Origin of the sequence: Thiothrix winogradskyi (genome assembly GCF_021650935.1) — a bacterium.
Lineage (GTDB): Bacteria > Pseudomonadota > Gammaproteobacteria > Thiotrichales > Thiotrichaceae > Thiothrix > Thiothrix winogradskyi.
In genome coordinates, this window is the sequence record NZ_CP091244.1 from 1658740 (window position 1) to 1685193 (window position 26454).

32 protein-coding genes are annotated in these 26454 nt (G+C 51.2%); 8 read left to right on the forward strand and 24 right to left on the reverse strand.

Annotated features, from left to right (window positions below):
• Window positions 1-75: 75 nt before the first annotated feature.
• Window positions 76-621, reverse strand: a complete 546-nt coding sequence (locus L2Y54_RS08435) for a ProQ/FINO family protein (RefSeq protein WP_236501388.1) — start codon at window positions 619-621, stop codon at window positions 76-78.
• Between the two features lie 259 nt (window positions 622-880).
• Here L2Y54_RS08435 and L2Y54_RS08440 point away from each other — a divergent pair, with 259 nt between their 5' ends.
• The gene (locus tag L2Y54_RS08440) at window positions 881-1219 is read left to right on the forward strand and encodes a Mor transcription activator family protein (RefSeq protein ID WP_236501389.1); all 339 of its coding nucleotides are present in this window, start codon (window positions 881-883) and stop codon (window positions 1217-1219) included.
• Here the strand turns inward: L2Y54_RS08440 and L2Y54_RS08445 are convergent.
• The 6 genes from L2Y54_RS08445 to L2Y54_RS08465 form a co-directional block, all read right to left on the reverse strand.
• Window positions 1210-1557 carry a hypothetical protein gene (locus L2Y54_RS08445; RefSeq protein WP_236501390.1) on the reverse strand — a complete coding sequence of 116 codons (348 nt, stop codon included), beginning with the start codon at window positions 1555-1557 and terminating at the stop codon, window positions 1210-1212. The two genes, L2Y54_RS08440 and L2Y54_RS08445, sit on opposite strands and share 10 nt — an antisense overlap.
• Window positions 1558-1904: 347 nt before the next feature.
• Complete coding sequence (locus tag L2Y54_RS08450) at window positions 1905-2363, reverse strand: hypothetical protein (protein ID WP_236501392.1); 459 nt, start codon at window positions 2361-2363, stop codon at window positions 1905-1907.
• 118 nt (window positions 2364-2481) lie between these two features.
• Complete coding sequence (locus L2Y54_RS21855) at window positions 2482-2673, reverse strand: helix-turn-helix transcriptional regulator (RefSeq protein ID WP_414718457.1); 192 nt, start codon at window positions 2671-2673, stop codon at window positions 2482-2484.
• Window positions 2674-2762: 89 nt separating this feature from the next.
• On the reverse strand, window positions 2763-3584 hold the full coding sequence (locus tag L2Y54_RS08455; RefSeq protein ID WP_236501393.1) for a hypothetical protein: 822 nt from the start codon (window positions 3582-3584) through the stop codon (window positions 2763-2765).
• 138 nt (window positions 3585-3722) lie between these two features.
• Window positions 3723-4934 carry a tyrosine-type recombinase/integrase gene (locus L2Y54_RS08460; protein ID WP_236501394.1) on the reverse strand — a complete coding sequence of 404 codons (1212 nt, stop codon included), beginning with the start codon at window positions 4932-4934 and terminating at the stop codon, window positions 3723-3725.
• Between the two features lie 208 nt (window positions 4935-5142).
• The gene (locus L2Y54_RS08465; protein WP_236501395.1) at window positions 5143-5733 is read right to left on the reverse strand and encodes a LysM peptidoglycan-binding domain-containing protein; all 591 of its coding nucleotides are present in this window, start codon (window positions 5731-5733) and stop codon (window positions 5143-5145) included.
• Window positions 5734-6057: 324 nt separating this feature from the next.
• Between L2Y54_RS08465 and L2Y54_RS08470 the strand changes: the two genes are divergently transcribed.
• A complete protein-coding gene (locus tag L2Y54_RS08470) occupies window positions 6058-6597 on the forward strand; it encodes a septal ring lytic transglycosylase RlpA family protein (protein ID WP_236501396.1) in 540 nt (179 codons plus the stop codon).
• 7 nt (window positions 6598-6604) lie between these two features.
• On the opposite strand, the gene L2Y54_RS08475 is transcribed toward L2Y54_RS08470, so the two are convergent.
• From L2Y54_RS08475 to L2Y54_RS08500, 6 genes are all read right to left on the reverse strand, one after another.
• Complete coding sequence (locus tag L2Y54_RS08475; protein ID WP_236501397.1) at window positions 6605-7294, reverse strand: hypothetical protein; 690 nt, start codon at window positions 7292-7294, stop codon at window positions 6605-6607.
• A 14-nt stretch (window positions 7295-7308) separates the two neighbouring features.
• Window positions 7309-7779: a type II toxin-antitoxin system RelE/ParE family toxin gene (locus tag L2Y54_RS08480; protein ID WP_236501398.1), complete on the reverse strand. Its 471-nt coding sequence runs from the start codon at window positions 7777-7779 to the stop codon at window positions 7309-7311.
• 127 nt (window positions 7780-7906) lie between these two features.
• A complete protein-coding gene (locus L2Y54_RS08485; RefSeq protein WP_236501399.1) occupies window positions 7907-8410 on the reverse strand; it encodes a hypothetical protein in 504 nt (167 codons plus the stop codon).
• A gap of 52 nt (window positions 8411-8462) precedes the next feature.
• A complete protein-coding gene (locus tag L2Y54_RS08490; RefSeq protein WP_236501400.1) occupies window positions 8463-9170 on the reverse strand; it encodes an anti-sigma factor in 708 nt (235 codons plus the stop codon).
• Window positions 9167-9712 carry a sigma-70 family RNA polymerase sigma factor gene (locus L2Y54_RS08495; RefSeq protein ID WP_236501401.1) on the reverse strand — a complete coding sequence of 182 codons (546 nt, stop codon included), beginning with the start codon at window positions 9710-9712 and terminating at the stop codon, window positions 9167-9169. Before L2Y54_RS08495 ends, L2Y54_RS08490 begins: the two co-directional genes overlap by 4 nt.
• 155 nt (window positions 9713-9867) lie before the next feature.
• Window positions 9868-10152 carry a hypothetical protein gene (locus L2Y54_RS08500; protein ID WP_236501402.1) on the reverse strand — a complete coding sequence of 95 codons (285 nt, stop codon included), beginning with the start codon at window positions 10150-10152 and terminating at the stop codon, window positions 9868-9870.
• A gap of 287 nt (window positions 10153-10439) precedes the next feature.
• Between L2Y54_RS08500 and L2Y54_RS08505 the strand changes: the two genes are divergently transcribed.
• From L2Y54_RS08505 to L2Y54_RS08525, 5 genes are all read left to right on the forward strand, one after another.
• The gene (locus L2Y54_RS08505) at window positions 10440-11048 is read left to right on the forward strand and encodes a TetR/AcrR family transcriptional regulator (RefSeq protein WP_236501403.1); all 609 of its coding nucleotides are present in this window, start codon (window positions 10440-10442) and stop codon (window positions 11046-11048) included.
• A gap of 79 nt (window positions 11049-11127) precedes the next feature.
• Window positions 11128-11358: a sulfurtransferase TusA family protein gene (locus L2Y54_RS08510; protein ID WP_236501405.1), complete on the forward strand. Its 231-nt coding sequence runs from the start codon at window positions 11128-11130 to the stop codon at window positions 11356-11358.
• Between the two features lie 11 nt (window positions 11359-11369).
• Window positions 11370-11981 (forward strand): sulfur carrier protein DsrE2, encoded by a 612-nt coding sequence (gene dsrE2, locus L2Y54_RS08515; protein ID WP_479688092.1) that lies wholly within the window; start codon window positions 11370-11372, stop codon window positions 11979-11981.
• Between the two features lie 93 nt (window positions 11982-12074).
• On the forward strand, window positions 12075-12944 hold the full coding sequence (locus L2Y54_RS08520; protein ID WP_236501407.1) for an SDR family oxidoreductase: 870 nt from the start codon (window positions 12075-12077) through the stop codon (window positions 12942-12944).
• A 174-nt stretch (window positions 12945-13118) separates the two neighbouring features.
• Window positions 13119-14036, forward strand: coding sequence for a sterol desaturase family protein (locus L2Y54_RS08525; protein ID WP_414718458.1), 918 nt, complete (start codon window positions 13119-13121; stop codon window positions 14034-14036).
• Here L2Y54_RS08525 and L2Y54_RS08530 read toward each other — a convergent pair.
• The 5 genes from L2Y54_RS08530 to L2Y54_RS08550 are packed head-to-tail and all read right to left on the reverse strand — an operon-like array spanning window position 13918 to window position 19134.
• Entirely contained in the window at window positions 13918-14625 is a 708-nt protein-coding gene (locus L2Y54_RS08530) for a TIGR04282 family arsenosugar biosynthesis glycosyltransferase (protein WP_236501408.1), read from the reverse strand. The two genes, L2Y54_RS08525 and L2Y54_RS08530, sit on opposite strands and share 119 nt — an antisense overlap.
• A gap of 3 nt (window positions 14626-14628) precedes the next feature.
• Complete coding sequence (locus tag L2Y54_RS08535; RefSeq protein WP_236501409.1) at window positions 14629-15354, reverse strand: glycosyltransferase; 726 nt, start codon at window positions 15352-15354, stop codon at window positions 14629-14631.
• The gene (arsS, locus tag L2Y54_RS08540; RefSeq protein WP_236501410.1) at window positions 15354-16313 is read right to left on the reverse strand and encodes an arsenosugar biosynthesis radical SAM (seleno)protein ArsS; all 960 of its coding nucleotides are present in this window, start codon (window positions 16311-16313) and stop codon (window positions 15354-15356) included. Before arsS ends, L2Y54_RS08535 begins: the two co-directional genes overlap by 1 nt.
• A complete protein-coding gene (locus tag L2Y54_RS08545; protein WP_236501411.1) occupies window positions 16314-18446 on the reverse strand; it encodes an FAD-dependent oxidoreductase in 2133 nt (710 codons plus the stop codon).
• Between the two features lie 25 nt (window positions 18447-18471).
• On the reverse strand, window positions 18472-19134 hold the full coding sequence (locus L2Y54_RS08550) for a DUF3047 domain-containing protein (RefSeq protein ID WP_236501412.1): 663 nt from the start codon (window positions 19132-19134) through the stop codon (window positions 18472-18474).
• A 193-nt stretch (window positions 19135-19327) separates the two neighbouring features.
• Here L2Y54_RS08550 and L2Y54_RS08555 point away from each other — a divergent pair, with 193 nt between their 5' ends.
• The gene (locus tag L2Y54_RS08555; protein WP_236501413.1) at window positions 19328-19579 is read left to right on the forward strand and encodes an RND transporter; all 252 of its coding nucleotides are present in this window, start codon (window positions 19328-19330) and stop codon (window positions 19577-19579) included.
• A 17-nt stretch (window positions 19580-19596) separates the two neighbouring features.
• Here the strand turns inward: L2Y54_RS08555 and L2Y54_RS08560 are convergent, their stop codons facing one another.
• The 6 genes from L2Y54_RS08560 to L2Y54_RS08585 form a co-directional block, all read right to left on the reverse strand.
• Complete coding sequence (locus tag L2Y54_RS08560) at window positions 19597-20010, reverse strand: hypothetical protein (RefSeq protein ID WP_236501414.1); 414 nt, start codon at window positions 20008-20010, stop codon at window positions 19597-19599.
• Entirely contained in the window at window positions 19997-23236 is a 3240-nt protein-coding gene (locus tag L2Y54_RS08565) for an efflux RND transporter permease subunit (RefSeq protein WP_236501415.1), read from the reverse strand. The genes L2Y54_RS08560 and L2Y54_RS08565 overlap by 14 nt, the downstream gene beginning before the upstream one ends.
• Before the next feature lie 9 nt (window positions 23237-23245).
• Window positions 23246-24682 (reverse strand): efflux RND transporter periplasmic adaptor subunit, encoded by a 1437-nt coding sequence (locus L2Y54_RS08570; protein WP_236501416.1) that lies wholly within the window; start codon window positions 24680-24682, stop codon window positions 23246-23248.
• A gap of 86 nt (window positions 24683-24768) precedes the next feature.
• A complete protein-coding gene (locus tag L2Y54_RS08575) occupies window positions 24769-25119 on the reverse strand; it encodes a hypothetical protein (RefSeq protein ID WP_236501417.1) in 351 nt (116 codons plus the stop codon).
• Between the two features lie 92 nt (window positions 25120-25211).
• A complete protein-coding gene (locus L2Y54_RS08580; RefSeq protein ID WP_236501419.1) occupies window positions 25212-25916 on the reverse strand; it encodes a S1C family serine protease in 705 nt (234 codons plus the stop codon).
• Window positions 25917-26216: 300 nt separating this feature from the next.
• Window positions 26217-26399 carry a hypothetical protein gene (locus L2Y54_RS08585; protein WP_236501420.1) on the reverse strand — a complete coding sequence of 61 codons (183 nt, stop codon included), beginning with the start codon at window positions 26397-26399 and terminating at the stop codon, window positions 26217-26219.
• Between the last annotated feature and the right edge of the window lie 55 nt (window positions 26400-26454).

Sequence of the window (26454 nt, forward strand, 5' to 3'; positions counted from 1 at the left end):
TTACCCGCTTTCATATCAGGCTTGCATAAATTCGGGGTCTAGCACTTGCTCAAAGTTCCACTGTCATATTTTTAGTTAGCGTTCGATGCTTTGGTTTATCAGTGTCCAAGCGTGTGCCTTCTCACCTGCCGTTAATTCCCCCGATTCGCTGCCATCAAGGTTGAATCGGTGAAAGCCGTTCACCGCGTTTAGCAAGTATTGGCGGTGATGGGTGTGGTAGTGCAACATCTTGCTTACTACGCGCTTACTTGCGGATAAGTGCAAGTCGGCAATGTGGCGGAATATCTGCTTTTCAATGCCTAGGGCAAGGGGCAAGCGTTCACGCCAGATGGTGAAGTTGTTAAGGCTATCGGATAGCTCACGCGCCCTTAATTCACTTGGGGGCGTTTTGGGTGGTTTGGGTGGCTGTCTTGGTTTGCGCTTGGCTTTTGCGGGTTTCGGTTTGGGCTTCTCAAACTTGCCAGGACGGGTGAGGTTTGCCGCTGGCAATTGATCACGGGTAATGATGCGTTTGCCGGTGCGCTTCACTACGTTACCCCCCACTTCGGTGGTAGGTGTGCCAGTGTTGGCAGGCTTGCGCGTGATGCTGATGGTTTTACGCGGTGGCGTTGGGTCGTTCATATTGTGGACTCGCTACAGGTTGGCAAGGTTTTCCATGATCATTTTGCCGACGTTGGCAATATGGTCACGGTGTTGTATTGCGGGAAGTGTAACAGCCTTGCACGGGGTAAAAATACAATTCAATTGCAAATCCACATCCCACCAGTTCCCGATTCTTCCCGCTTTATCCCGATGGATGTTGAACAATGTAGTAGGTTACTCACCACCTTTTTCCCGACCTGACAGACTTAAGTACGCCCGTCTTTCAATAGGATAAAACATGAACACCCCAGCAAATAACACTGCATGGCCTGAAACCCTGTTGGCTATCAGCGACCATTTCGCGGCATTCTTTCAGCGTTATGGAATGCCCTCGGCAAAGTCTCAGGAAATGGCTGAAGCCGCCGCTATTGAACTCTCTGAAGTGTTTGGGGGAATACAGGTATACCTTCCCCGTGGTGATGCGATAAGGCGCGAACTCAGGGATATTTCCATAGCCCGCCGCCTTGGTGCTGAATCGTGTCAATCATTGGCGATGGAATACAAGCTTTCACAGAAGCAGATATGGGAAATCACCCGTAAGCAGCGAGAAAAACACCGCCGCCATTTTCAAGAATGAGGAACCGCGTTTTTTATCTCTCTAAGCGTTTCCGTTGAAATACCTACTCCTTTTTCTCTAACAATGTGTTTGACCAAGATGATGTCAAACACCTTTGCAGCCATGCTTGCCTGCCCTGAAAGTAACTGCATCACCGCGTCAAGTTCCAAGTCTGCGACGCTTGCGCCCCCATACGGTCGACTCCCTATAGCAGCCGATAATGCTTTCATGGTGTTTGAGGTGCATTCAAGCTGCCATTGCCCGAACTCGATTAGATCGCGCTCATCATCTTCATGGTGAAGGGTTGCGCCGTATTCTTGTGCGAATAAACTTGCCGCCGTCTCTGGTGTAATCTTCATCTGAACCCCTGTTGATTGCCTACTGAATGCCCTTTAAGCCCGCGAAAACACGCACAGAAAAGTGCTTCCCGGTAATTATCGGGCGATTCTATCAGGGAATAATAAACGGCTGTAATGGGTTTCTGTCTTATTTTGTAATGGTTGGCGGGTTATGTATTCAGGGAACCCCATCCGAAGATGGGGCGTAGAAAATCAAGCGATTGATCAAACACCCTTTCTGTCTTGTTCCCCTTGGGTGTATTCCTTGCCAAGCCTACCCGCTGAAACGCTTGCCCTGTAAGGCGTTGCCCGTGTTCAGGGGTAGGGAAACTACAACACGACTATGACCACAACTATAGCTTAAAATGTCAGGGTGGCTTAATGCCCTTCAGTTCATCCACTACCGAATACTGCAAGGCTTGCGGTATGGGTTTGCGTTTTGAATCGTGCTTCACATCACGCACTACGCCCACCACCACATGGGAACCGAGCAAATGCAGGGGTAAACGATCAGGGCGAAACTTTCCCACTGGTTCACCTGCCAATTCCATCACGGTGTAAAACTCACGCGCTAGGTCTGAGCATTTGCCAGCATAAAAGCCGCCCTTCTTTCCGAGCTTTCCAATCAGGTGTTTGGCGTTGTAGTGGCGGGCAAGTCGAACCCCGAAGGCTTCGCCATAGCTCACCACTTCAAACCATACGCTCACTTTGCCAGTATTGAAACGGCGCTTGGTTTCCCAGTGGGTGAAGCGTAGGGCATACGCCCCCGGCTCCACCCTTGGGTATTCCTCTTGCTCATGCTCGGGAAAAGGTATTACATTGCGCACCTTCGCCCCCCGTTAATGCCGTTGGCAAGTATTTCGGGGTGTGCTATTGTCGGCTTTCCCCAGCCGTAGAACATCAAGCGCCCCCCATGAAAGCCCCTCATTGCCCGTGAGGGGTTTTTCATTTTGGTGGCTCCCATCCCTTTGGGTCTTGCTGCCACTTCAAAAGCTCCGATTCTTTCCACCAAACAGCACGCCCGCCATTGCCAGTACGCTTAGGGAATCGTCCGGCTTTCTCCCATTTGGTGACAGTTCCATAACAAACGCCCGCTATTTTCAGCATTTCAGGCTTTCTAACATTCCGGTCTTGCATGTCTATACTTCTCTATAGGTCTTGTTAAACACAAGACCATTCTCAACAAGTCATGCACTCTAAAAACGGTACAATTCCGGTACACCGAATTATTCTTTTTGCGCTACAGGCGATTCAAGGCTTGACGGCTTGCGCCCCCGTTTCAGCACACATATTTTCTTCTTTGCTTGTTGTTTCCAAAATACCTGGAATGTTTCAAACCCTATGCCCGCAAATAGCGCCGGGTCACGTTTGGCAAGTTGTGCGTGTGCATCATCCATGCTGATAAACACCTTGCCGCCGCGTTCCACCATCAAGGCGCTTAGAGACTCTTCCCTTAATTCTTGCGCTGTTTTCTCTTTGGGTGCTGGCAATTTACAAACGCCGCCGCCCCGTATGTAATCCCTGAAGCGTTGTAACTGCCCAATCTCCAGTAGTTTCGATGAACTTACGCCGTATTCAGCCTGTAAGTAATCACGGTATTTACTATCCGCAATCCCAAGGGCTTTAACCTTCAGGTGAATTTCCCCTAGCATTGCGTTACGCGCCGCATCTGGGTCTACATCCCTAAAGCGGTTAGTGTTCCTAAGTTTCCCTATCTCAGAGCGTATAAATTCCACCCCGCGCTCAAAGTCACACATAGGATAGTCATCGAGCCGCCCCGCCCCCGCCTTCCCTATGCTCTTTGCTTGACTAAAAAGCCGCTTATATGCGCCGCCGTAATTTATCGGTTTCCCCGCTAAGCCCGACACATTTACCCATTCGTCAATCATTGCCTTGAATTCTGCCCGTTGCCCCGGTGATATTGCGCCCTCCACGGGTGGTGATACCTGCTTTACTATTTTTGGTCTGATGATTACGCGCCCCTCTGATTCAACATTCACAGAGGTTTTCCCGCCCGTCTTCAGATAAACAACATTACTTCCCGCCACACTTTCCAGCCTTTAATTAGCGAACAAAAAACGAACCTACACCACAAAACCAAGAGAATACAGGCGATAAAACCGCACAATAAACGCCATTCAATACACAAAACCGCTTATTTCATATACTGCAATTGCACTACAGAATTACGTCCGGTTCTGCCCGAACTTTCCCACCACCACATTTGCGCCTATGCGTTGGCTGTCTAGGAAGTCGCCCCACCATTGCATCAACCTGATTCGCTCCGGCATGTATTGCGCCATGTAGTTGTAAGCGCCTGCTATTTTGTTGCGTTCCGCGTGTGCCAGTTGCTTTTCTATTACCTTGGGTTCAAAGCCTGCATCATGCATGGCGCTTGATGCCAAGGCACGGAAACCGTGAACGGTGGTCTTCTCCTTCCAGCCTATGCGCCTGATGACTTGCAACAGGGCGTTGCTGCTTAGCACCTTGTCGGGGTGATTGGTGTAGAAGATCAGGCGTGAATCACGGGTGAAGGGTTGCAAGGCTTGCAACAGTTCCAGCGCTTGACGGGATAACGGCACGATATGCGCCTCTCCCATCTTCATGTGAGCGGCTGGAATGTTCCACGTTTTGGCTTGCCAGTCGATTTCCTGCCATTCCGCCATTCTGACCGAGCCGGTACGGGCAAAGGTCAACAGGGTGAACTGAACGGCACGGCGCAACACCTCAGAACGGTATGCTTCCAAGTCAGCCATGAAGGCGGGCAAGTCTGCCAGCGTTAAGGCGTTGAAGTGGTTCCCGCTTGGTCGTGCGGTTAACGCCCCCGGTGAAGGCGTTGGGTTGGTCTTTATCTTGCCGGTATCCATTGCGTACTGAAGGATTGAGCGCAATCGAGCCAGTATCTTTCCCGCCTTACTCAGTGAGCCGCGTGATTCGATGCGCTTGATGATTTGCATCAGGTCGGGTGGTTCAAGTTCGCTTGCCACGCGCCCACCAATGTATGGGAATACGTCAAGCTCCAAGCTTTGCAGCGTTTGGGTGGCGTTGGTCTCTGTCCATTTGGGCTTGCGCTTTTCGTACCACTCTAACGCCACGTCTTTGAAGGTTTCACCCTGCCCGCGCATCTTATCCCGTTGCTTTTGGGCATTTGGGTCTATGCCCTTGGCTATCATGCCCTTCACTTCCATCAACTTGGTACGCGCTGCACCGATCTTTACTTGTGGGTATTCACCAATGGTGTGAACGGTTGGCTTTTTGGTGCTTGGGTTGCGGTAGCGGTACAGCCAACACTTGCGCCCGCTTGGCCTGATTTCCAGTTGTAACCCGCCGCCGTCATTCAGGCGGTAGGTTTGCGCTTTGGGTTTGGCGTTATCCGCTTGGGTGTTGGTAATTGGCATTTGCTACCTTTTGGCGTTGCCTCGCCGTTGGTGAAATGCTTTCGATTCTAACGAGTTTTTGCAGTGTCTTGCGCCGCTTTTGGGTATGACTTTCCTAAGTGTGTGTAAGATTGTGTGTAAGATTGTTTATCGAACTCATTCCTCTTTTTATAAATCATAAGGTTATGACAAGAGTTAGATTCCCATCACCCGCTCCAATCGTCAAATCTTAACGCAATCTCAATTGCCGTCCCGCATTAAGGCTATTGGGAGAGTCTAACTGATTCAGGGAAACAAGACGCTCAATGCTAACACCGGTTTTGCGGGAAATGGCATAAAGCGTATCGCCAACTCTCACCACATGCCGATCGACTAGCGTGCTCGAAGCGTCAGTATTGGCTCTTGATGTTATCTCATTAGGTAAGGTCAAGGGTTGAGCAGAAATGATTTCAGGCTGTTTCAACGGCTGTGCTAAGTCAGGTAGCCTCAATGATTGACCTGCTTTCAAGTTATTAAGGGATGACAGTTGGTTGAGAACGATCAGGTTTTCAATAGGAACGCCAGATTTACGCATAATCGCATACAGGGTATCGCCCTTTTGTACGATGTAAAAATTGTCGGCAGTACTCGGCATGTTGACAGAAGGCGCAGGTGGTGGCGCATTAAAAGACATCGACTCTAGTGAACTAGCCCCTCCCGGCATGGGAATGCAGTTATAAGTGCCCTCAGCAGCCAGCGTTAACCCGCTAGCCATCCCACAGATCAATAAGAACGACTGCCCTAGTCGTGCCCGCCCAATGAAAAAAGTATCGCTGACCATTATCTAAATTCCATTGTTATTAGATGTTTATATAGTACTGCCATGTTGAAGCCACTGACAGCAACCCCATTCGATCGTTAATTGCATTATGTATGTGACAAATATATCAGCATCTATCAGAAATGCCCATACTTAGTTCAATGACGGGCGGATCCGTTCGTCAGTAATTTTCGGCTTTTTTTCTACCGCTTATCCTCTATTAATAACCGTTAGTTGCGGTCATTCCCCTTATTTTTGCGTCTGTCTAGGGGGGGCGTTCCTATTAAATTGGTTTATGTGAACATGGAGGCATCAAATAATAAACATGCGGACGGAGCGGAAATCATGAAAAACATCAAAACAATCATTAGCTTAAAATTTTTCATTGGCTGCATTCTGCTTTCTTCTCAACTGTTTGGTAACGTTGCTGTGGCTGATTACCTCGTTTATCAAGTGAACAACGTTCAGCACTACGACATCTACGAGAAACCGTCAGCCGTTCATCAGCAAGCTGTTGATAATTTCAGGGAGGTTGCTTATCAGGAGGCAGCGTATCAGCCCCGTTATCAGCCAGTTCCAGAGCAAACCAATCGCCCGCAAGACATCGGTAGAGCTTCCTATTATGGAACCCAATATCATGGTCGCCCAACGGCTAGCGGTGAAACCTACGATATGTACGCCATGACTGCCGCACACCCCAATCTACCTTTTGGTACAGCTATTCGCGTGACCAATCTGGAAAACGGGCAATCTGTGATTGTTCGCGTCAATGACCGTGGCCCATTTAAACCGGGTCGTATTGTGGATGTCTCCCAAGCCGCAGCAGAACGGCTGGGGTTGATTCTGAATGGCACGGCTAACGTACAAGTAGAGGTTGTTGGTTAGTAGCCTTTCACGCTTCCATATAATCGCCCATTTTCGGCGCAAACGGATCCATCACTACTATCCTGCTATTCACGATACTGCGCATCAGGTTGTCGCCGTGCAGATCCCAGTTGAGGTATTTCTGGTGTTCGCGGTAATACAGGCACAGCTTGCGCATGTCCTCCGCCAAAGCAACACCGTAGCGCTCGGCAACGTAATTCCATACCTTGAGGCGATCTTCCTGTTCCATCCAGTCGATTTCGTGGACGTGTTCGGTGAAAAAAGCGGAATCGGCTTCGTTCAAATGTTCCAGCCGTTCCATCACGTAAATGATGCGGTAGTCCGGCTCTTCAAAGCTGAACAGGTGGATGCAGGCGGGGTCAAGTGGCTTGCCATCGTCATCCAGTACCCCGACACGGCGCACGAACGGGACGTTTTGCAGCCCGGATTGCTGGATGGCATCCATGAAATATTCCAGCCCCAGTGACTGCTTTTCGAGGACAACGTAATTGCGCCATGATTCGCTGTCGGTATCAGCAGTGAAGTTGCGCTTGCACTCGGCGCACTTGATGCTGAGTTTTTTGCCTGCATCAAAGCACTTCATTTCGTAGACTTTGGTGAGGAAGGTGTTTTCACACTGGGGGCAATCCATGCGTTTGAATTTGCCGTTAAGAAAACATTCCAGTATTTCTTGGCTAGAGTCGAGTTGTGGTTCCATTGCTAGTACTCATTTTAGTATTCAATGCCATTTCTGAGGAGCAGCGGCGAGCCGAACTGAATGATTCCTGGAAAATAGTCATCAATCCAGAGTCCGACGCTAATGCCCTGATGAAGCATGAAAGCCCGTTTTTTTCTACCATCGGTGGTGTAAATCCGCATCCCATCACCCTGAAGTCTGTCGCGGATTTCCAGCAAATTATCATCCATATCATCGCGTAAGGTACATACGATCGGTTCCCAGTCACTTTCACGGTAAACCTGTATCAGTGACAGGTAAAAGTCGGGGTCGGCAGTAATGGTATTGTCGAAGTCGATCGCGACAATCCGTGATGTGGCGGAATCTGCCAGCACATACTGATCAACCCTGAACTCATCAAAGGTGGAGGTGAGTTCATGTTCACCGTGTTCTTTGATAGCGGTCTCCAGTATCGCGAATGCAGGACAGGGCAAACGGTTATGGTAGTAAAAAACAAGATCTGACATGCAGTTTATCTCTAGCGGAATGAACGTTGCTGTTTTTGTACTTTCAGCGTAGTGCTAGTTGTTAGGGTGTGCAATGATTTAAGGCAAGAAAAAAGGCTCCGTAGAGCCTTTATCCGTTGAAATGTGATTAAAATTGTGGCTGTTGGATTTCCGCATACGCCACCGAACCGAATTTTGCCAAAGCAATACGCAAGACGGAAGGTGATGGGGTTAGCAGCTTTTCAGGAAATTCCACAAACCAGGCACCACTCTCAGGGTTCGGCCAAGCACCACCACCCTCATTGGGTTTCACTACAATCAAGTGTTCTTCACCCGCTTGCACCAATGACATTTCGATGCCACGAATATTGGTGTCGGGGAAAATTTCCAGCCGTACCAAGCCGGGCTGAGAAGCGTCTTTGCGTACCAATGCCACTTTCATACGGGCATTTTGCAAAGCACATTGGTTGGTTGCCAACCAGCATTCACCCTGAAGTTGTAAAGCTTCCATCGAAATGGGGGCTGCTTGTTTCGGCTGGTTTTTGGTGATCCACAGATCGGTCAACCCATAACCACCAATCGCTATAAATGGGGCAAGAATGATGGCTATGCGTAAATGCGCGGGTAAACCTAGAAACCATTTCAAAAACATACAACACTCCAGCAAAAATAAGTGTGCGTAGCATACCTGATTTCCGCCGGTCTTACAGCGCGGCAAGCTCGCCGTTGAAAATGACTTCGCCTAACGGGGTCTCGCTGGGTGGCTTATCCATTGGTTCGAGGCTGATGGCAAACTGGCTGACATTCGCCATTTCTTTCCACGTTGCCTTGTCAATCGGCATCCGGTTTTCGCCTTTGGCAGTCAGCGTCCCCATGCGCATGGGCGGCTTGTTGCTGTCTTTGTGAATGCACCACACCGTCGGCATCATGTCATCCTTGATGGGCAATGCGCCTGTTGGCATGTCGAAGGCTATTTCCATCGTGTCATGGTAGACCATCGCCACCATCATTTTGTCCTGCTGGAGCGGGGATTTCATGTTCGCCATGTAAACATTGGGCTGGTTGCCTAGGTTCAACAGCAAAACCGTCGCCACCGATGCGGCAATCGAGGCAAAAGCGGCTACCGGCACGTAGTTCCACACACTTGCCAGCCAGCTTTTGCGCGGGGTGGCGGTTTTACCTAACTGTAATTGCTTGCTGATAGCATTCCACACCCGTGCCGGTGGTTGTTCTGCTGGCAATAAGTTGGCTAATGGGGCAAATTGCTGTTGGTAAGCGTAGGTAACAGCCCGCAGGTAGAGGTGTTTGCTCATCAATTTCTCAAAGCGCAGGCGTGCCTTGCCCTGCAAAGTGCCTAATGCGTAGGACATCGCCAGATGTTCAAAAATGTCCGGGTTTTGGTAACGCCTCATTGCAAGCACCCCCTTAACTGTTCCAATCCACGCCGTATCCACGCTTTCACTGTGCCTAGCGGTTTTGCCAAAGAGTGGGCAAGCTCCTCATGAGTTTGCCCGTGATAGAAGGCTTGCAGGATGCATTCGCGCTGTTCCGGTTTAAGCTGTTCCAAACAGTGCATCAATTGTTGGGCATCTTCTCCCATTTGTTGCAAGGCATCTGGCCCCGGGTCAAGCGAGGCAAATTCCAAGGTTTCGTATTCCACTTCCTCAGCAATCGCCGGGCGGCTGTACCCTTGGCGCAGTTTGTCGAGTGCCTGATTGCGCACTATCGTGGTCATCCAGGTCATGGCACTGGCTTTGCTGGCGGCAAATTGAGCGGCGTGATGCCAGATTTTCACAAAGCCTTCCTGCAAGACATCTTCGGCGAGTGCTTCATCCCGCAGCAGGCGTTTGCACAGGGCAAACAGGCGCGGGGAAGCCGCGTCATACAGTTGCCGGAAAGCGGTTGCATCACCCTGACCGCTGCGTTGCAACAGTTCGTTCAGTGCTTCCATCATGATCCTTCTATGTTCTTATACGTCGGTTGGCGGCTGTTGGATGCACGCCACACAGGAAAGCCGATTGTAGACAGATTTCCGCTTGCCCGTTCCCCATGAGCTAGTGAAATTGCCTCAGCCAAGGAAGTGGCTGAGGCGAAGCTGATATTTAAGACTTACTTTTTCGCACCGCAAGCACCGTCTTTCTTGGTACCACAGCTACCATCTTTTTTCGCACCGCAAGCACCGTCTTTCTTAGCACCGCAGCTCCCGTCTTTTTTCGCACCGCAAGCACCATCTTTTTTCGCGGCGCTATCTGCCGCTGGTTTGGCTTCGGTGGTGCTTTTGGTGTCGGCACTTTTTTCAGCGGAAAACGGGTTGCTGCTGCACCCTGCAAGTGTAGTACCAGCAATCAATACTGTGCCCAAGGAAAGGGCAAGGGAAAACTTATTGGATTTCATCGTGAACACTCCTTTGGTTTGGGTTCGGTTTCATTATACGTAGGCATTTGTCTGTTGGATGTAGCAACCACAAAAAAATTATTGAAATGAATTTGCATCCAAGCCCGCAACCGTCCCGTATAACCCAATACCTGGCACAAGACTGATAGGGACTAACGCAAATTTTTCCGCTGAGTCGCCGCTTAAGCCGCTAACAGGGAAAGACACCTCACTAACAGTGTTGGTTATGGTAGATTTGTACTGTAATCACACTTGCATTTTACCGACTGGTCAACTAGGATGTTCCTATGAATACCGTAACCGACACCCGCCAACGCCTGCTCAACAGTGCTCGTGAACTGCTCTACTCGCGCAGTTATGGCAATGTGGGTGTGAAGGAAATTTGTGACGTGGCGGGGGTGCAAAAAGGCAGTTTCTACCACTTTTTTCCTTCCAAGCAGGAACTGACATTGGCGGTGCTGGATGAGTTTTTCATTATTTCAAAACAGGAGCTGTTAGCCCGCTCGTTCCGCCAAGAATGGTCTGCGATGCAGCAATTGCGTGCCTTTCTGGATAATGTGTATATTTTTCAGAAAAGCACCAAGGAACAAATCGGCAAAACGCTGGGTTGCCCTTTCGGGAATATGTCCTCGGAAATGAGTACCCAGGATGAAGTCATTCGCCAGCGTCTTAATGGTTTGTTGCAGCAAATGGAGATGTCGCTGAGAACTGCATTGGAGCAAGGGGTACGGACGGGGGAAATTGCCCCGTGCGATACGGTTGCCACCGCTGCGGCGATGTTTGCCTTCGTCGAAGGTTTAATGTTGTTGGCAAAAACCCGTAATGATCCCGAATTGATACGGGAACTAGGTGTTGCCATGTTGACCATCCGCATTGAAGAGTCAGCGACTAGCTAAAAATTTTTTATGCTGAAACTTGACTGACCAGTCGGTAAAGTTTCGCTTATTTTTAACCATAGCCCACAGGAGTAAGATCATGACCACAGCCACGCAAACCCTAGACGCACGCGGACTCAATTGCCCGTTACCGATCTTGCGTACCAAAAAGGCACTGAACACCCTGAGTGCGGGCGATACGCTGGAAGTTCGTGCCAGTGACCCCGGTTCAGTCAAGGATATGCAGGCATTTTGCCAGCAAACCGGCAATGAATTGGTGTCAGCCAACGATGCCAATGGGGAATACGCTTTCTTGATCCGTAAATCGTAAGGAGCTGCACCATGACCGCTACTGCCCAAACCAGCCCGGTTGGTTTTGATAAAGCCTTGTTTGATCAGTGGTTTGACGAGCGTTTCCAACACAAGATGGATGAACGCGAAGCCAACCACATCCCTTCCATGACTATCATCTCTACCAAGGGAACGCTGGATATGGCTTACCCACCGTTCATCCTTGCCTCCACCGCCGCCGCGCTAGGCTGGAATGTGTCGGTATTTTTCACCTTCTACGGTCTGGATTTGCTGAAAAAGAAGCTGGATTTGAAAGTCAGCCCACTCGGCAACCCCGCCATGCCGATGAAAATGCCGATGGGGCCGGAATGGTTGCGCAAAACTAATTTGCCCATTCCCAATGTGTTGATGGCGGGCATTCCCGGTTTCGAGACTGCCGCCACCAGCATGATGAAGGAAACCCTGAAACAAAAGGGTGTCGCATCCATCGAGGAGCTGCGTGAGTTGGCATTGGAAGCCGAAGTAAAAATGGTGGCGTGTCAGATGACAGTGGATTTGTTCGGACATGACAAAGCCGACTTCATTGACGGCATCAGCGAATGGGTGGGTGCAGCAAGCTTCCTGCCGACTGCGCAAAAAGCTGATGTAAACCTGTTTGTTTAATCCACAGCAACACACTGGGTAGGGGTGAAAAATTTTTCGCCTCTACGGAAATTAACTCGTTAACGATAAATCTCATTATCAAAGGTAGTAGCAATGAAAAATGTAATCATCACTGGCAGCAGTAACGGCTTTGGCCTGAAAGCGGCTAAAGATTTTGCGGATAAAGGTTATCAAGTCTTTGCCACCATGCGTAACGCGGATGGCAAAAACGCTGCGGTCAAAGCTGATCTGCAAGCGCATAGCGCACACATTCATGTCGTCGATATGGATGTCACTAGCGACGAATCCGTTGAAACCGCTATTGCGGGCGTGCTGGCTAAAGCGGGTACGATTGATATTTTAATCAACAACGCAGGGGTGATGTATCTGGGCATCACTGAGGCTTTCAGCATCGCTCAAGCCAAAGAACAGATGGAAACCAATTACTTCGGTGCCATCCGTACCATGCAAGCGGTATTGCCCTCTATGCGTGCGGCCAAGTCCGGTCTCATCATCAATACTTCATCTTTGGTTGGTCAAATTTCGCCGCCATTTTTCTCCACCTACAGTGCTACCAAACATGCTTTAGAGGGTTACTCGCAAGGCTTGCGTTACGAAGTGTCGCCATTCGGTATTGATGTCGCCATCGTGCAGCCTGGTCCGTTTGGTACAGGTCTGCTGGCATCGGGTCAACCACCTGCACACAGCGATGTGCTGACCGGTTATGGCGAATTGGCGGGTGTCCCTGCCGCTATGGGTGCGCACTTCGCGGCGTTCTTGCAGAGCGAAGATGCGCCAAAGCCTCAGCTCGTGGTCGATGCCTATTTGGCACTGGCTGAAATGCCCGCTGGTAAACGCCCCACGCGCACGGTGGTCGGTATCACTTGGGGTGTGGATGATATGAATGCAGCCAAACAACCCATTCAAGACCGTGTTTTGAAAGAAATGCAGCTTGAGGGTGTGCTGAGGGGCACTGACGCTTGAGTTTTGTAACTCTTGAGCTATTCGGAGCGGTGAACGGAAGAGGCTGGACGTGTTCCAGCCTTTTTATCGTCAACCTTATCCGTCTGGCGGGCAACATCAAGTGGGGCAATGTGGGTGTCGCACATAACCATGTTAATATGCCAGCGGATCCATTAAAGCAAGGTAAAACCGATAATGTACGACTGGTTAATGCAACAAGAGCCGGTTATTCGGATGGCAATGATGTTGGGTGTTTTAGCCATTATGGCGACATGGGAATGGGTCGCGCCCCGCCGTGCGTTGTCAGTCAGCAAGGCTTACCGTTGGTCAAATAATTTCGGCGTGATTGCGTTAGGCACGTTGTTAACCCGTTTAGTGGTTCCGGCGGGGGCGGTAGGCTTGGCAGTCTTTGTGGAAAGTCAGGGGTGGGGGTTGCTACAAGTCGTCAACTTGCCGTTGTGGCTGACGGTGTTGATTGCCATTGTGGTGCTGGATTTTACTATTTGGGCGCAGCATGTGATGTTTCATGCGATACCGACGTTATGGCGTTTGCATCGGATGCATCATGCCGATTTGGATATTGATGTCACCACGGGGTTACGCTTTCATCCGTTGGAGATTTTATTATCCTTTGGCATTAAGGCGACCGTTATTGTGGCGTTGGGTGTTCCTGCCGTTGCGGTATTATTGTTTGAAATCATTTTGAGTTCCTTGGCAATGTTTAACCATTCCAATGTGCGGATGCCGTTGGCAGTGGATCGAGTCTTGCGTTTATTGATCGTTACCCCTGATTTTCATCGCGTACACCATTCTTGGTATCCGCATGAAACCAATAGCAATTTTGGTTTTAATCTGAGTGTCTGGGATCGCATGATGGGAACGTACCGCGCCCAGCCTGACGATGGACACGACGGCATGACGATTGGCATTAACCAGTTTCGTGACCCGAAATGGGAACGTTTGGACAAGATGCTGATTCAGCCGTTTGTGGGACCTACGAATAGCTATCCGCTGAATCAGCGTGGTGAGGCAAACCTTGCACAAACACCCGCAACGCCAACTGCTCCGGCAATAACTCGCCCTGCATCTCAGCCACCATCTGACGCAGATTAGCTGCGGTATCCACATCGGTCATGGCATTCAAGTAATGGATGTCATAACCGTGCAATGCCGCTACCCACTGTTGCAACGTGTCGTCCTGACCGTATTGCACGGCTGTCCAGCGGCTAAGTGGCACGGGCGTATTGCCACCAAACAAATAAAAGCCACCATCCCGTGCTGGCCCAATCACTAAGCGCTGCGGTTGGCGCAAGCATTGTGCGGCATCCCGCAAATTACTCACCGAATTCTGTGGGCTATCCATCCCCACCAACAGCACCGCATCATGCGTGTGTAACAGTGTGCTGTACACATGGTGCATACGCTCACCCAGCCCACCCTCGCCGGTATGTAAGCGATGCATGAAACGGCTTTGCCACAGCGGATGCGCCAGACCCTGTTGTTCACCGACTGCCCAATAAGCGGATAAGCTGATCCCCTGCGCCGCAAAGTCGGGTACTGCCTGCGCCAACAACGCTTCATTTGCTGCTTTCGCCAAATGAAAAAAAGCGTCAGCTTGCACACGCCCCAAGGTGGCTGCCAGCCGGGTCTTGACGGGTGACAGGTCGGGGGTTTTCACGAAAACAGCAATGGCAACTTTCATCGTTTATGTCCGGCGGCGTTGTGTTAACAGGATCTTAAATTCTGGCCATGCCTGTTTTGCCCAGAGGGAAACGTGCAGTGCAGTGGTTTTCAGCCAGCCGTGTTGCGCGTACTTGCGAGCACTGGTCAGGAGTGCAGTGCCGGTACATTTGAGTTGCATCCCCTGCTGCAAAGCGTGCCAAACCAGTACATGATCTTCGCCCATGCGCACATCTTCGGGATAAGCACCGATGCGGATAAAATCTTGTTGTCGCAGACACAATGCCTGATCACCAAACGGATTACGCAACCAGTGCGAGCGTATCCACACCCCGATGGCGTTTAACCCCATCAGCGGATGACCATAAAAGCGCAAGTTGAAATAATGCAAGGCGTGGGGAAAGCGTTGCATCGACTTCAGCAAGGAAGCCACATGCTGCGCTTGCAAGCGTGAATCGGCATGAACAAACCACAGGTATTCGCCCTGCGCCACACTTGCCCCCGCATTCATCGCGGTGGCACGGCTATGCCCCGCCTGCACCGTGCGAACTTGCTGCTGCAAAGCGGGCGAATAAGCACTTAACTGCTGGTTGATCGCCGTCAAGTCGGACGCTGCCGCCGCCAGGAACAGAATTTCGGTATCCGTTAACACCGCTTGCGCTGCCAATGCTGCGAAATCTTCCAGCAACACCTGCCAGCTCGTATCAGCGGGGGCTAGCGGTATAATAATGGATAGCTTGCCCGTTGACATCAAAGCAACGACCCACCGCAGGAACTCCCCGCGCCCGCTGTACAACCAAAGCAATGATTCGCCACCACAATATCCTGCGTAATCTCATCCAGATGATTAATCGCCATCACCTGACGTGCCCGCCCAGCTACCGGCATTTCCAGCATTTGGTTAAAATCACAATCATAAATTTGCCCGTCAAAACCGACCGAAATTAGGTTCGTACACATGACTCCTTGTGCCGCACTCAGGTTAAAATTATCCAGCAATAACTGCATATACGCCGCCAACTCACCGTCACGTTCCAAAACATGGCGGTAGCGTTTGATCGGCATATTGGTAATGGTAAACAACTGATTAAATTCAATGCCGAAATCATCGAACAGACGCTGTTTGTAATCATGCTGTAATGCATGTTGATTCGGTGGCAGGAACGCGCCGCCGGGGTTATACACCAGATTCAACACCAGACCACTGCCTGCTTTACCGTAACCCAAGCTATTCAGTAGCCGTAAGCCCTGAATGCTTTTATCGAAAACAAAACGCCCGCGCTGCGCTTCCACGTTTTCTTTGGTATAGCAGGGCAGCGATGCCACAATCTCTACCCCTTGCTGTGCCAAAAATTCAGCCGTATCTGCTTGCCCCGGTTCATACAGCACGGTCAGATTGCAACGGTCGATGACCTTGCGCCCTAGCTTGCGGATTTCAGACACAAAATAACGAAAATGCGGATTCAATTCCGGTGCGCCGCCGGTAATATCCACGGTGTGTACAGCCGGTGCGGTACGCAATAAATCCAACAAACGTTCCAAGGTAGGCAATGCCATATTGTCAGGATGTTTGGGGCCTGCCTCGACATGGCAATGGTGGCAAGCCTGATTGCAACGTTTGCCGATATTCACTTGCAGCGTGGTGATGTTGGGGCGTTTTAATGGCAGATTTTCTGCCGCTAAGCGTTGTGCAAAAGCATTCGATTGCATTTAATGTCTTCTCCAAGTATGGAATTTTTCTAGCCAGTTCAGCACCGTTGCCGGGGCATGTGCTCGCTTCCAGTTACCTGCCGCGTATTTATTGGCTTCACTCATGGTCGGGTAAATATGAATCGTGCCGAGAATTTTATTCAGACCGAGTTTGTATTTCATCGCCAGTACAAACTCTGGGATTAAATCCCCCGCGCCTTTCCCCATGATCGTGACTCCAAGAATCGTGTCCTTCCCCGGTACGGTGAGGACTTTCACCAGACCATGATCAGCACTGTCGGCAATCGCTCGATCCAGATCATCAATGCCGTAGGTGGTGACTTCATAAGCAACGCCCTGCTGTGTTGCCTCTTTTTCATTTAAGCCGACCCGTGCCACTTCCGGGTCAGTAAACGTCGCCCAAGGAATCACCCGATAATCCACCTTGAAACGTTTCACACTGCCGAACAAGGCATTCACACTGGCAAACCATGCCTGATGCGCGGCAACATGGGTAAATTGATAAGGGCCGGTCACATCACCGACCACATGAATATTCGGGAAATTGGTCGCCAGAAATTCATTGGCTGCCACCGTGCCACGCTCAGTCAGCTCCACACCCAAGGTTTCCAAACCAAAGCCGCTCACATTCGCTTGCCGCCCTAACGCCAATAACACCTTATCGAACACCAGTTGTTTGGTTTGCCCTTGCGCTTCACACACCATGAGCTGCTGGTCGTTTTCGCGGCGGAATTCCAAGGCTTTATGCCCGGTCAACACCGTGATGCCATCGGCTGCAAACTGTTGGCGTACCTGTGCGGCAACCTCATCATCTTCACGGATCAGAATTTGCGGAGCCATTTCGACCAAGGTGACTTGACTGCCCAAGCGGGCAAATGCCTGTGCCAGTTCACAACCGATTGGCCCACCGCCCAGCACTAATAAGCGCGTGGGTTGTTCCTGCAACGCCCAGAGCGTATCACTGGTCAGGTAGTCTACGCTGTCCAAACCCTTAATCGGTGGAACCAGTGGTCGCGCTCCGGTGGCGATAATGATATTGCGCGTGGTCAACGTCTCACCATTCACCTCAACCCGGTAAGGGTCAATAATCCGCGCCGCGCCTTCGATCACCTTCACCCCCAAGCCGGTATAACGCTCGATGGAATCATGCGGTTCGATTTTGCTAATGACCTGTTTCACCCGCGCCATCACGTCAGCAAAATCAAATTCGGCTTCCATGCGTTTAATGCCGTATTGTGCAGAATGCTTGGCTTCGCTCAATGCTTTAGCGGTGCGAATTAATGCCTTACTGGGAACACAGCCGGTATTTAAGCAATCCCCACCCATTTTATGTTTTTCAATTAAAGTGACTTTGGCTTTCACTGCGGCGGCAATGTAAGCAGAAACCAAACCGCCCGAACCCGCCCCAATCACAATCAGGTTATTATCGAAGGTTGTGGGTTTATTAAATGGAGCAAGGATTTTATTGGCACGAATCCGATCCATGATTTTCTTCGCCACCAGCGGGAACGTGCCTAATAACACGAAGGCGACAATAATGCCGGGTGACAAAATCCCTGCCAACGAGTCCAACTGTGCCAACTGCGTACCGGCATAGACATACACAACCGTACCCGCCAACATCCCCAATTGGCTCACCCAATAGAATGTCTTGGTACGGAAGTTAGTAATCCCCATCAGTAAGTTGATCAGGAAAAACGGGAATAGGGGAACCAAGCGCAACGCAAACAGGTATAAAGCGCCTTCTTTGGTAATACCGGCGTTAATGGCTTGCAATTTATCGGGGTAGCGAGCACGCAAACTATCCCGCAAAACATAGCGCGACACCATAAACGCCAGCGTAGCACCGAGCGTGCTCGCGAATGACACCATGATTACCCCTGTCACCAAGCCAAACAATGCCCCCGCCAGCACCGTCATAATCGCCGCACCGGGCAGGGATAAAGCCGTCACCGCCAGGTAGATCACGAAGAAAATCAGCAAAGTACTGAGGGTGTTTGCCGCGTAGTGCGCAGCAAAGGCATCTTGCTGGGCTTTAATGTAATCCAGCGAAAAATACTGCTGCAAATCAAAGATGAAAAAAGCAGCAATAGCACTAAGGAGTGCCGCAATGAGCAGGGTTTTCTGGTTCATGGGGTGAGCCTTTTATTATGAGTGTTTATTTGCTGGAAAAGAAAATATCACCGTAAGCAGCTTGCGCCTCTCCTTTACTGTTATCGGTATCGGTCATAATTGCTACCGCATCAATGTAACGCACCTCAGTGCCGAATAACTGTTTGAAATCGGCAGCGACATTGCGCTTTTCCTTAACCATTCCCATCGGTTTGTCTTTCTCACCACGCACCGCCAGCATTTTGGCATTATCCGGCAAAAAGGCATTGCCCCAGCTTTGACCAGGCGGCGTATTGCTTGCCCAGACATAATTGACGGCTTTACTGTTCCATTTTAGCAAACCGCCATCGACAACCACATAAACCCTTGCGGCGTAATCATCGCCCGCTTTGGTTTGCTCATTCAAATCGGGCAGTTGATTTTGAATTTGCCATGACCAATTCAGAAAAGGCGTTTCCTGTAAATCGACACGGATACGGCGCACCAAACCAGAAGCACTCGCTTGACTGGTAGCGGTTAGCACGGTTTCCTTGCCTTGTTGCTCGAATTCATAAGCGGTCTTGCCGCTAAACACTTGCGGTTTCCAGTCAGTAAGCTGCTGTTGGGAAAAGTCACCCACGGGTACATTGTCGGCTGCCATTAGCGGGTGGCTCGCCATAACACCTAAAATAATCAATGTTTTATATACGTTGCGTTGCCATGTGTTCATTATTAACCTTCCTGTTAAGCTATGTACTGATTAATACGTCACAGGTGCTAGTTTGGATGCAGCGCAAACGTGTAATGAAGACCGTTTTGAATCTTGGTAGTATGCCCAGCAGATAATGCCCAGTGTGCGACTTGTGTGGAACATGGAGTCAAATCGCGCCTGACCTCTTGGATTTTTATGATTTTTGATGCTTATGATGACTAAAATTTTGCACCTGATTGATAATATACCTGTTGTCCTGCTACTGCTGGTCGCCCTGACGCTTGGTTTAGCCCCCTTTGTTCCTGAGCCACACTTGTGGGAAAAGTTAAAAATGCTCGGCGCAGGCACACTGAGCAAGCCGATCGACATCTTTGATTTACTGCTTCATGCCATACCTTGGATTGTCTTATTGTTAAAATTAGCCCGTATGGCTTATTTAAAGCGAACGGGCGACGTTAGTTAGGTAACTGAGTTTGCTTCCTATTGCTTCGGTGTTTCTGCCTGAGGTTTTTGGAACGGCGTATAACGCACTGTCAGCGGCGCAGGCGTAACCGACAGCACCACTTTCATGTCATCGCTGATCTTGAAATCACCCGTGCCTTTCAGCAGATTTTCTTCTGCCGGTTCCAGCTTTACCTCGGTTTTGGTTTCGCCAGACAGTATTGTGGCAGTGGCAGTCATGCCCGCACTGGGTTGCGCCTCATTCCCATGATCCATCACGTAAACCGTGAGTTCCTTGTCCTTGACCACCAGTTCGAGATGGTAGGCATCGGTCATGCGGATTTGCCCGCCATGTGGCGTTGGTTGGCTATCGAGGTATTCATCGGTGTGTGCCAGCGCGTAGCCAGCAATTAACAGCGAGGCAGCAAACAGGGTGGTTTTAAACAGTTTCATGAGAATCTCCTTGAGTGGATAACAAATGGTGTAACGGTTGTTCGCCCCAGCGGTAAAACAGCACCGGAGTAAGCAGGGTGTCCAGCAGGGTGGAGCTGACCAACCCGCCGAAAATGACTAATGCCACCGGGTAGAGGATTTCCTTACCCGGATCGCCGCCCGCCAGCAGCAGCGGTAACAGCGCGAAAGCTGCCACCAGCGCGGTCATCAGTACCGGCGTCAAACGTTCCAGACTGCCGCGCACGATCATGGGGATGCCGAAGGTTTCGCCTTCATGCCGCACCAGATTGATGTAATGGCTGATTTTGAGGATGCCGTTACGGGTCGAAATTCCCGCCAGCGTGATAAAACCCACCAAACTCGCCACCGATAGCGTTTGCCCCGCCAGCCACAATGCCACCACGCCGCCCACCAGTGCCAGCGGAATATTTCCCATGATAATGAGAGCCAGCACACTGGACTGGTAACGGCTGTACAACACCAAAAAAATCAGCGTCAGCGACACCAATGCGAGCATGGCAATGAGTTGGGTGGCTTGCTCTTGTGCCTGAAATTGCCCTTCCAAGCGAGTGAAATAGCCTTCGGGAAGCGGAAACGTTGCCAGTTCCGCTCGAATCGCTTGCACCACGGCTGCCATGTCCGCGTCAGCGGCGGCATTGGCAGACAGCACCATACGGCGGCGGCTGTTTTCGCGCACAATCTGGTTGGGGCCGCTGCTGTCTTCGATGCTGGCAATTTGCTGCAAGGGGATGTAACCGGAGTGGGTTTCCACCAATAAGTTGCGTAAGCCGTGGGCAGTGCGGTCAGCGTCTTGCAGGCGAATCACTACGTCGGCACGGCGATTATTGTCCAGCACTTGGGCAACGGTTGCGCCATTGGCAAGGGTTTCGAGTGCCTGATTGATGCTGGCAGGGGTAACGCCGTATTGCTGCACTTTGCTGTAATCCACCCGTACCTGCAATTGCGGGATGCGCACTTGCTTTTCGAGCTGCAAATCGACCACGCCGGGAATCGCCGCCAAGCGGGTTTGCAGTTCTGTTGCCAGACTGCGCAAGGTGTCGGTGTCATCGCCAAACACTTTCAAGGCAATTTGCGCCCTGACTCCAGAGAGCATGTGATCCAGACGGTGCGAAATCGGTTGCCCGATATTGACGGAAGCCGGAATCACCGCCAAGCGCGTGCGGATGTCCGCCAATACCGCATCACGTCCCCGTTCTGACGGTTCCAGATCCACATCAATTTCACTGGAATGCACTCCTTCGGCGTGTTCATCCAATTCGGCGCGTCCGGTACGCCGCCCGACCTGTTTCACCTCCGGCACTTGCAGCAACAGGTTTTCTGCCAGCGTACCAATGCGGTTGGATTCCGTCAGCGAAATGCCCGGTTGCAACATCATGCTGATCGTCAACGTACCCTCATTGAACGCGGGCAAGAACGCACGCGGGAAAAACGGAATGCTGGCAATAGCGATCAACACCACGATCAACGCGCCGCTGAGCAAGAGCCTGACGTGACGGAATGACCAATACAGCACGTGGGTGTCGAGGCGTTTGAGGAAGCGGACTAGCGGGGAGTCGTGGTAGTCCCGTAGGGGCGGTTCGCGAACCGCCCCTACCCCCAACAAGTAATAGCACAGCACCGGAGTCACCGTAACTGCCACCCCCAGACTCGCCAGTATCGACACAATGTAGGCAACGCCCAGCGGTGTAAACAACCGTCCCTCAATCCCCGCCAGAAAGAACAGCGGCACGAATACCAGCACCACAATCAGCGTGGCATACACCACCCCGGAACGCACTTCTTTTGATGCTGCTGCAATCACCTGCAAGGCAGGCAACGGTTGTGGTCGCAAGGCATTTTGGCGCAGGCGGCGCAGCACGTTTTCCACATCCACCACCGCATCATCCACCAGTTCGCCCAAGGCAATCGCCAAACCGCCCAGTGTCATGGTATTGACCGACAAGCCAAACGCATGGAACACCAACGCTGCCGCCAACAATGACAGCGGGATGGCAGTCAAGGAAATCACGGTGGTACGCACATTCAGTAGGAATAAAAACAGCACAATCACCACCATGATTGCCCCGTCAAGCAAGGCTTCTTCCACATTGTTGATGGCGGCTTCAATGAAATTGGCTTGCTTGAACAGCAGGTTGTCCGCCTTGATGCCCGCTGGCATATTGCGGTTGAGTTCTGCCAGTGCCGCTTCCACTTCGCTGGTCAGTTTGACCGTATCGACACCGGGTTGTTTTTGTACCGACAGGATAACCGCAGGCTTGCCCATGAAGCTGGCTTCCCCGCGTTTCACTCCAGCGGCAAATTCCACTTGCGCCACCTGTTGCAGCAAAATCGGCACGTCGTCACGATGCGCTACCACCAGTTGTTGCATGTCTTCCAGCCGAGTAGTGCGCCCGATATTGCGGATCAGGTACTCCTGTGACTGTGATTCCAGAAAGCCGCCGCTGGTATTGCTGGCAAAGCCGTGCAGCGTCGTTTGTAACTGATTAAGACTGATTTGCAAGCGTTCCATGTTCGCCACATCCGGGGTAATGCGGTACTGGCGCACTTCACCGCCCATCGGGATCACTTGCGATACCCCCGGAATCCCCAGCAAGCGCGGGCGCACCACCCACTCCGCCAAATCCCGCACCTCCATCGGGGAAAGGGATCCATCTCCAGCCTGTCCCGAAGAAACCCCTCCTAACCTCCCCTTATCAGGGGAGGGATAAGATACGGAGTCCGTCTTGGCTCCTCCCCTGATAAGGGGAAGCGGAGGAGGGGTTTCTTCGATTGTCATCGCCACCAGCAAAATTTCCCCCATGATCGAACTGATCGGCGACATTTGCGGCACAACCTCGGCAGGCAACTGGCTGCTGACTGCCCCCAGCCGTTCGGAAACCTGCTGGCGGTTGCGGTAAATATCCGTCCCCCAGCCAAATTCCACGTACACAATCGACAGCCCTACCCCGGAAACCGAACGCACTCGCGTCACGCCTTCCAAGCCGTTCATTGCCGTTTCCAGCGGGAATGTGACCAGTTGTTCGACTTCTTCCGGTGCCATGCCGTGTGCTTCGGTCATCAGGGTGACAGTCGGCTTGTTGAGGTCGGGGAATACATCCACCGGCAATTGCCGCAGGGTAAACAGCCCGTAGAGCAGCAACAGTACGGCTCCCATGAGCACGAATAGCCGTTGTTTCAGGCTGACATCAATAATGGCATTAAACATGGTAGCCCCCTAGCGCACTTGCGACAGCAACGCCGCGCCGTTTGTCACCACACGGATGCTGCTGTTGGGCAAACCTTCGGTAATCACCAAGGTGTCAGCATCCAGCGTTTGCGCTTTGACCACATGAGAGGTGAAGCGTTCGGCAGCGGTTTTTACCCACACGGTTGGCTGTTGTTGGTTATTGTTGACCAAGCTGCTGGCGGGCACGGGTGTGCCTTGGATGGTGGTGCGGGTGTGTACGGTGAGTTTGAGGGGTTGGCCGATGGTGAGGGCAATTTCTCCTTTTTCTTCCACCTTAAAACGTAATGGGAGGGCTTGATTGCGGAGTTGTTGGCTGCTGCCGATGAAGTTGAGGGTTAAGGTTTGGGCGTTGAGGGTGGCGGTTGCGCCGGTGATTTGCGCGGCTAATGCGGTGTCGTAGGCAAGGGCTTCGACTTGCAAGCGTGTTGGGTCGATGATTTCAAACAGGACATCACCAGCATTGGCTTGTTGCCCCAATACTACTTTGACGCTGCTAATAATGCCGGACAGGGGCGCAAGCAGTGGTTGTGGCTGTTGCGCGAGGCTGCCTTGCAGGGCGTTAAGGCGGGCTTTGAGGGTGTCGGCGGTGTTGCGGGCGGCATCGACTTCCATTTGCGGGATAACCCCGACAATGCTGCTGAGCCGTGCGGCGTTTTTTTCGGCGAGTGCCAGTTCGGAACGGACTTCCGCGATCTTGTCTTGCTGGTCGCCCTTGTCGGTATTGCTGGCGGCGGGTTCGAGGATGGCGAGGGTTTGCCCTTTTTCCACGCGGCTGCCCAAGGTGGGGAAACCTTGTGGCGGGGCAAGCACGCGCCCGCCCAGGGTTGGTTGAATGATGGCACTGGCATTCGGGTCACTGACCACGACTCCGTTAAGGGTGATGCTGTGGGCAACGCTTTGCGGTTTGCCGATGGCAGTGCGTAAGTCGAGTATCTGCTGGGAGGCTTGTGGCATAAACACGCTGCCATCGCTCAAGCGGGTTGCTTGTGCTGCGCCGTTGCTGAACGTTAGCCTGCCAGCCAGCAAATCGTTTATACCTTTGGCTTGCACCGTTGCCAGTAATTCGTGTTTGTCCGCTTGCTGCAACCATGTGGCTTGTGTTTCACCGATGCCGTTGGTATCCGTTTGCAGCAGTAGCGTTTGTCCCTTGCTTTCCAACTCGATTTTGGCATTGGAAATAGGGGTGTTGTCACGGAAATGGCTGGCATACAGGGTGAGTTTGTCGTCATGAATGATGCCGAGCAGTTCCACGTCGGGTGAATTCAATTCCCAGCGTATCCCGCTGTTGGCGGGGGCGACGATGGGGGTAGGGGGGGCATCGTCGTGGCTGTGGTCTTCGCCACCATGCGCCAACGCGGGTAAAGGGAGGCTTGCCATACCCATGAGCAAGCAGCCGCTTAATACGGCAACTATTTGTTTTTTCATGATTTTTGTCCGGTACTGTAGGTCGAGCTTTAGCCCGACAAAAACAACGTTGGGAGAGGGTGTCGGACTGAAGTCCGACCTACAGTTCAGGCAATGGGGGGGCGGTAGGGTATGTCAGTGGGTTCTGGCAATGCTTGTAGGGAGAACATTGGCGGAATAAAACGGTGCGTTGGTAGCTCAGTAGGCAATACCGGCAGGCTTAAAATGAATTGTGCATGTTGGAGCTGGTCGCAATAGCAAGCATCAGCGCAGATTTGCCCGGCTTGCTGGGGCTGCTGTTTTTGCACTTCAAGGTGGCAATGATGCCCGGTGCTTGGTGCGTCGATCACCGTTGCCATTTGCGGCTGGGTTTGCACATGATGGCACACCATCGCCACTGACCAGACTGGCAAGGCAGCCATCAGCAGGATGAGGAATGTGACAAGGTGCTTGCGCATACGGCTAACGATCTACTGTTATGATAGTGATTTCCAATCTATCAGGATTTTCTGGTATGTGCAAAAAGCTTCAAAAATAATGGCTAATGCCGTTACAGTGTTTTAGGGGTATTGATCAAGCGCGGCACAATCTGGCGAACCACATCCATCGGCACGGCAAAACCAATCCCATCTGAACCTCCCGATAGGCTGTAAATGGCAACATTCACCCCAATAACCCGCCCGCTGCTGTCCAGCAAGGGTGCGCCGGAACTGCCGGGGTTAATGGCAGCATCGGTTTGGATCAAGTTGCCAATACCGCCGGTTTGTGGGTCGCCGAAATTACGCCCCAAAGCAGAAACGATACCAGAGGTGAAACTACGACCTAAATCGAAGGCATTACTGATGCTGTAAACGTGTTGCCCAATTTTCAAATCTTTGCTGCTATGGGTGAGAGCGGGGGAGGGCAGATTTGTGGTGTCACGCAGTTTTAAGACGGCTAAATCGTATTCGTTGTCCGAATTAACCACGTCAGCTTGCCGTGTACCTTGATTTTCAAAGCTGACGGTCAGGGTTTCATAACCAGAAACCAAATGTTGAGTGGTGACAATATGTCCTTTTGTATCCCAAAGGAAGCCAGTACCCGTGGCAATTTCCCCGAACGCATCCGGCTCTTGTTCCTCAGCGTGAATGCATACTACCGCTGGATTGGCACGATCATAGATGGCAATCGTTTGCTGTTCTTCAATGTGCAGCAAGAGGCTACAGCCACTTAGCATAAAGCCCAATAAAGCGATGATAAGCAGATTTTTTTTCATTGTGTGACCAGTGTTTTGGTTCCTAGGAATCGCAAGGGTAACACAAATGACACGCGGGTTAGTGTCGTAAATGTATCAAACGTTGCTAAAAAGTCACAGAGAAAACTAATGCGTGGAAATTTAACATGTTTTTGATTATTGCATTAATGATTGCGCTAATAGTGGCTTAAGGTTATGCACTGTTTCGGTACTTTTTGTGTTAGTATTGCCCCGCTTGACTACTTACTGATCTCCACTTGGTGGAAAGTCAGCAGCTACTCAGTAGTGGGCTTAAACTCTCCCCAATACTGAGTGGCTTTTTTATCCTGTTTCTTCAGTTACGTCAGGTGCCTGTTTTTCTTCTTGCACCATTTCAGCGGTGGATGGTGTGCCACCGAGTCCCGCCACTAAAGCACTGCCCAATAGCGCAGCGCACAATATAACAACGAATTTTGTATTCTCAGAAATATGCGGAAATACCACAGGGTAATGCTTGTATTTCATAAAACTCATTTCTCCAATAGTCGGCGAACTCCCCTCGAAAACAGAGGGAAGACCT

What these genes read in the sequence shown, in the direction of transcription:
- L2Y54_RS08525 (WP_414718458.1), top strand. Translation starts at nt 13,119, where the DNA reads ATGTACGACTGGTTAATGCAACAAGAGCCGGTTATTCGGATGGCAATG.
- L2Y54_RS08475 (WP_236501397.1), bottom strand. Translation starts at nt 7,294, where the DNA reads ATGGAACCACAACTCGACTCTAGCCAAGAAATACTGGAATGTTTTCTT.
- L2Y54_RS08480 (WP_236501398.1), bottom strand. Translation starts at nt 7,779, where the DNA reads ATGTCAGATCTTGTTTTTTACTACCATAACCGTTTGCCCTGTCCTGCA.
- L2Y54_RS08435 (WP_236501388.1), bottom strand. Translation starts at nt 621, where the DNA reads ATGAACGACCCAACGCCACCGCGTAAAACCATCAGCATCACGCGCAAG.
- L2Y54_RS08440 (WP_236501389.1), top strand. Translation starts at nt 881, where the DNA reads ATGAACACCCCAGCAAATAACACTGCATGGCCTGAAACCCTGTTGGCT.
- L2Y54_RS08585 (WP_236501420.1), bottom strand. Translation starts at nt 26,399, where the DNA reads ATGAAATACAAGCATTACCCTGTGGTATTTCCGCATATTTCTGAGAAT.
- arsS (WP_236501410.1), bottom strand. Translation starts at nt 16,313, where the DNA reads ATGCAATCGAATGCTTTTGCACAACGCTTAGCGGCAGAAAATCTGCCA.
- L2Y54_RS08570 (WP_236501416.1), bottom strand. Translation starts at nt 24,682, where the DNA reads ATGAAAAAACAAATAGTTGCCGTATTAAGCGGCTGCTTGCTCATGGGT.
- L2Y54_RS08495 (WP_236501401.1), bottom strand. Translation starts at nt 9,712, where the DNA reads ATGATGGAAGCACTGAACGAACTGTTGCAACGCAGCGGTCAGGGTGAT.
- L2Y54_RS08575 (WP_236501417.1), bottom strand. Translation starts at nt 25,119, where the DNA reads ATGCGCAAGCACCTTGTCACATTCCTCATCCTGCTGATGGCTGCCTTG.
- L2Y54_RS08510 (WP_236501405.1), top strand. Translation starts at nt 11,128, where the DNA reads ATGACCACAGCCACGCAAACCCTAGACGCACGCGGACTCAATTGCCCG.
- L2Y54_RS08550 (WP_236501412.1), bottom strand. Translation starts at nt 19,134, where the DNA reads ATGAACACATGGCAACGCAACGTATATAAAACATTGATTATTTTAGGT.
- L2Y54_RS08460 (WP_236501394.1), bottom strand. Translation starts at nt 4,934, where the DNA reads ATGCCAATTACCAACACCCAAGCGGATAACGCCAAACCCAAAGCGCAA.
- L2Y54_RS21855 (WP_414718457.1), bottom strand. Translation starts at nt 2,673, where the DNA reads ATGCAAGACCGGAATGTTAGAAAGCCTGAAATGCTGAAAATAGCGGGC.
- L2Y54_RS08485 (WP_236501399.1), bottom strand. Translation starts at nt 8,410, where the DNA reads ATGTTTTTGAAATGGTTTCTAGGTTTACCCGCGCATTTACGCATAGCC.
- L2Y54_RS08490 (WP_236501400.1), bottom strand. Translation starts at nt 9,170, where the DNA reads ATGAGGCGTTACCAAAACCCGGACATTTTTGAACATCTGGCGATGTCC.
- L2Y54_RS08580 (WP_236501419.1), bottom strand. Translation starts at nt 25,916, where the DNA reads ATGAAAAAAAATCTGCTTATCATCGCTTTATTGGGCTTTATGCTAAGT.
- L2Y54_RS08500 (WP_236501402.1), bottom strand. Translation starts at nt 10,152, where the DNA reads ATGAAATCCAATAAGTTTTCCCTTGCCCTTTCCTTGGGCACAGTATTG.
- L2Y54_RS08545 (WP_236501411.1), bottom strand. Translation starts at nt 18,446, where the DNA reads ATGAACCAGAAAACCCTGCTCATTGCGGCACTCCTTAGTGCTATTGCT.
- L2Y54_RS08505 (WP_236501403.1), top strand. Translation starts at nt 10,440, where the DNA reads ATGAATACCGTAACCGACACCCGCCAACGCCTGCTCAACAGTGCTCGT.
- L2Y54_RS08530 (WP_236501408.1), bottom strand. Translation starts at nt 14,625, where the DNA reads ATGAAAGTTGCCATTGCTGTTTTCGTGAAAACCCCCGACCTGTCACCC.
- L2Y54_RS08445 (WP_236501390.1), bottom strand. Translation starts at nt 1,557, where the DNA reads ATGAAGATTACACCAGAGACGGCGGCAAGTTTATTCGCACAAGAATAC.
- L2Y54_RS08560 (WP_236501414.1), bottom strand. Translation starts at nt 20,010, where the DNA reads ATGAAACTGTTTAAAACCACCCTGTTTGCTGCCTCGCTGTTAATTGCT.
- dsrE2 (WP_479688092.1), top strand. Translation starts at nt 11,370, where the DNA reads ATGACCGCTACTGCCCAAACCAGCCCGGTTGGTTTTGATAAAGCCTTG.
- L2Y54_RS08565 (WP_236501415.1), bottom strand. Translation starts at nt 23,236, where the DNA reads ATGTTTAATGCCATTATTGATGTCAGCCTGAAACAACGGCTATTCGTG.
- L2Y54_RS08535 (WP_236501409.1), bottom strand. Translation starts at nt 15,354, where the DNA reads ATGTCAACGGGCAAGCTATCCATTATTATACCGCTAGCCCCCGCTGAT.
- L2Y54_RS08520 (WP_236501407.1), top strand. Translation starts at nt 12,075, where the DNA reads ATGAAAAATGTAATCATCACTGGCAGCAGTAACGGCTTTGGCCTGAAA.
- L2Y54_RS08470 (WP_236501396.1), top strand. Translation starts at nt 6,058, where the DNA reads ATGAAAAACATCAAAACAATCATTAGCTTAAAATTTTTCATTGGCTGC.
- L2Y54_RS08555 (WP_236501413.1), top strand. Translation starts at nt 19,328, where the DNA reads ATGATGACTAAAATTTTGCACCTGATTGATAATATACCTGTTGTCCTG.
- L2Y54_RS08465 (WP_236501395.1), bottom strand. Translation starts at nt 5,733, where the DNA reads ATGGTCAGCGATACTTTTTTCATTGGGCGGGCACGACTAGGGCAGTCG.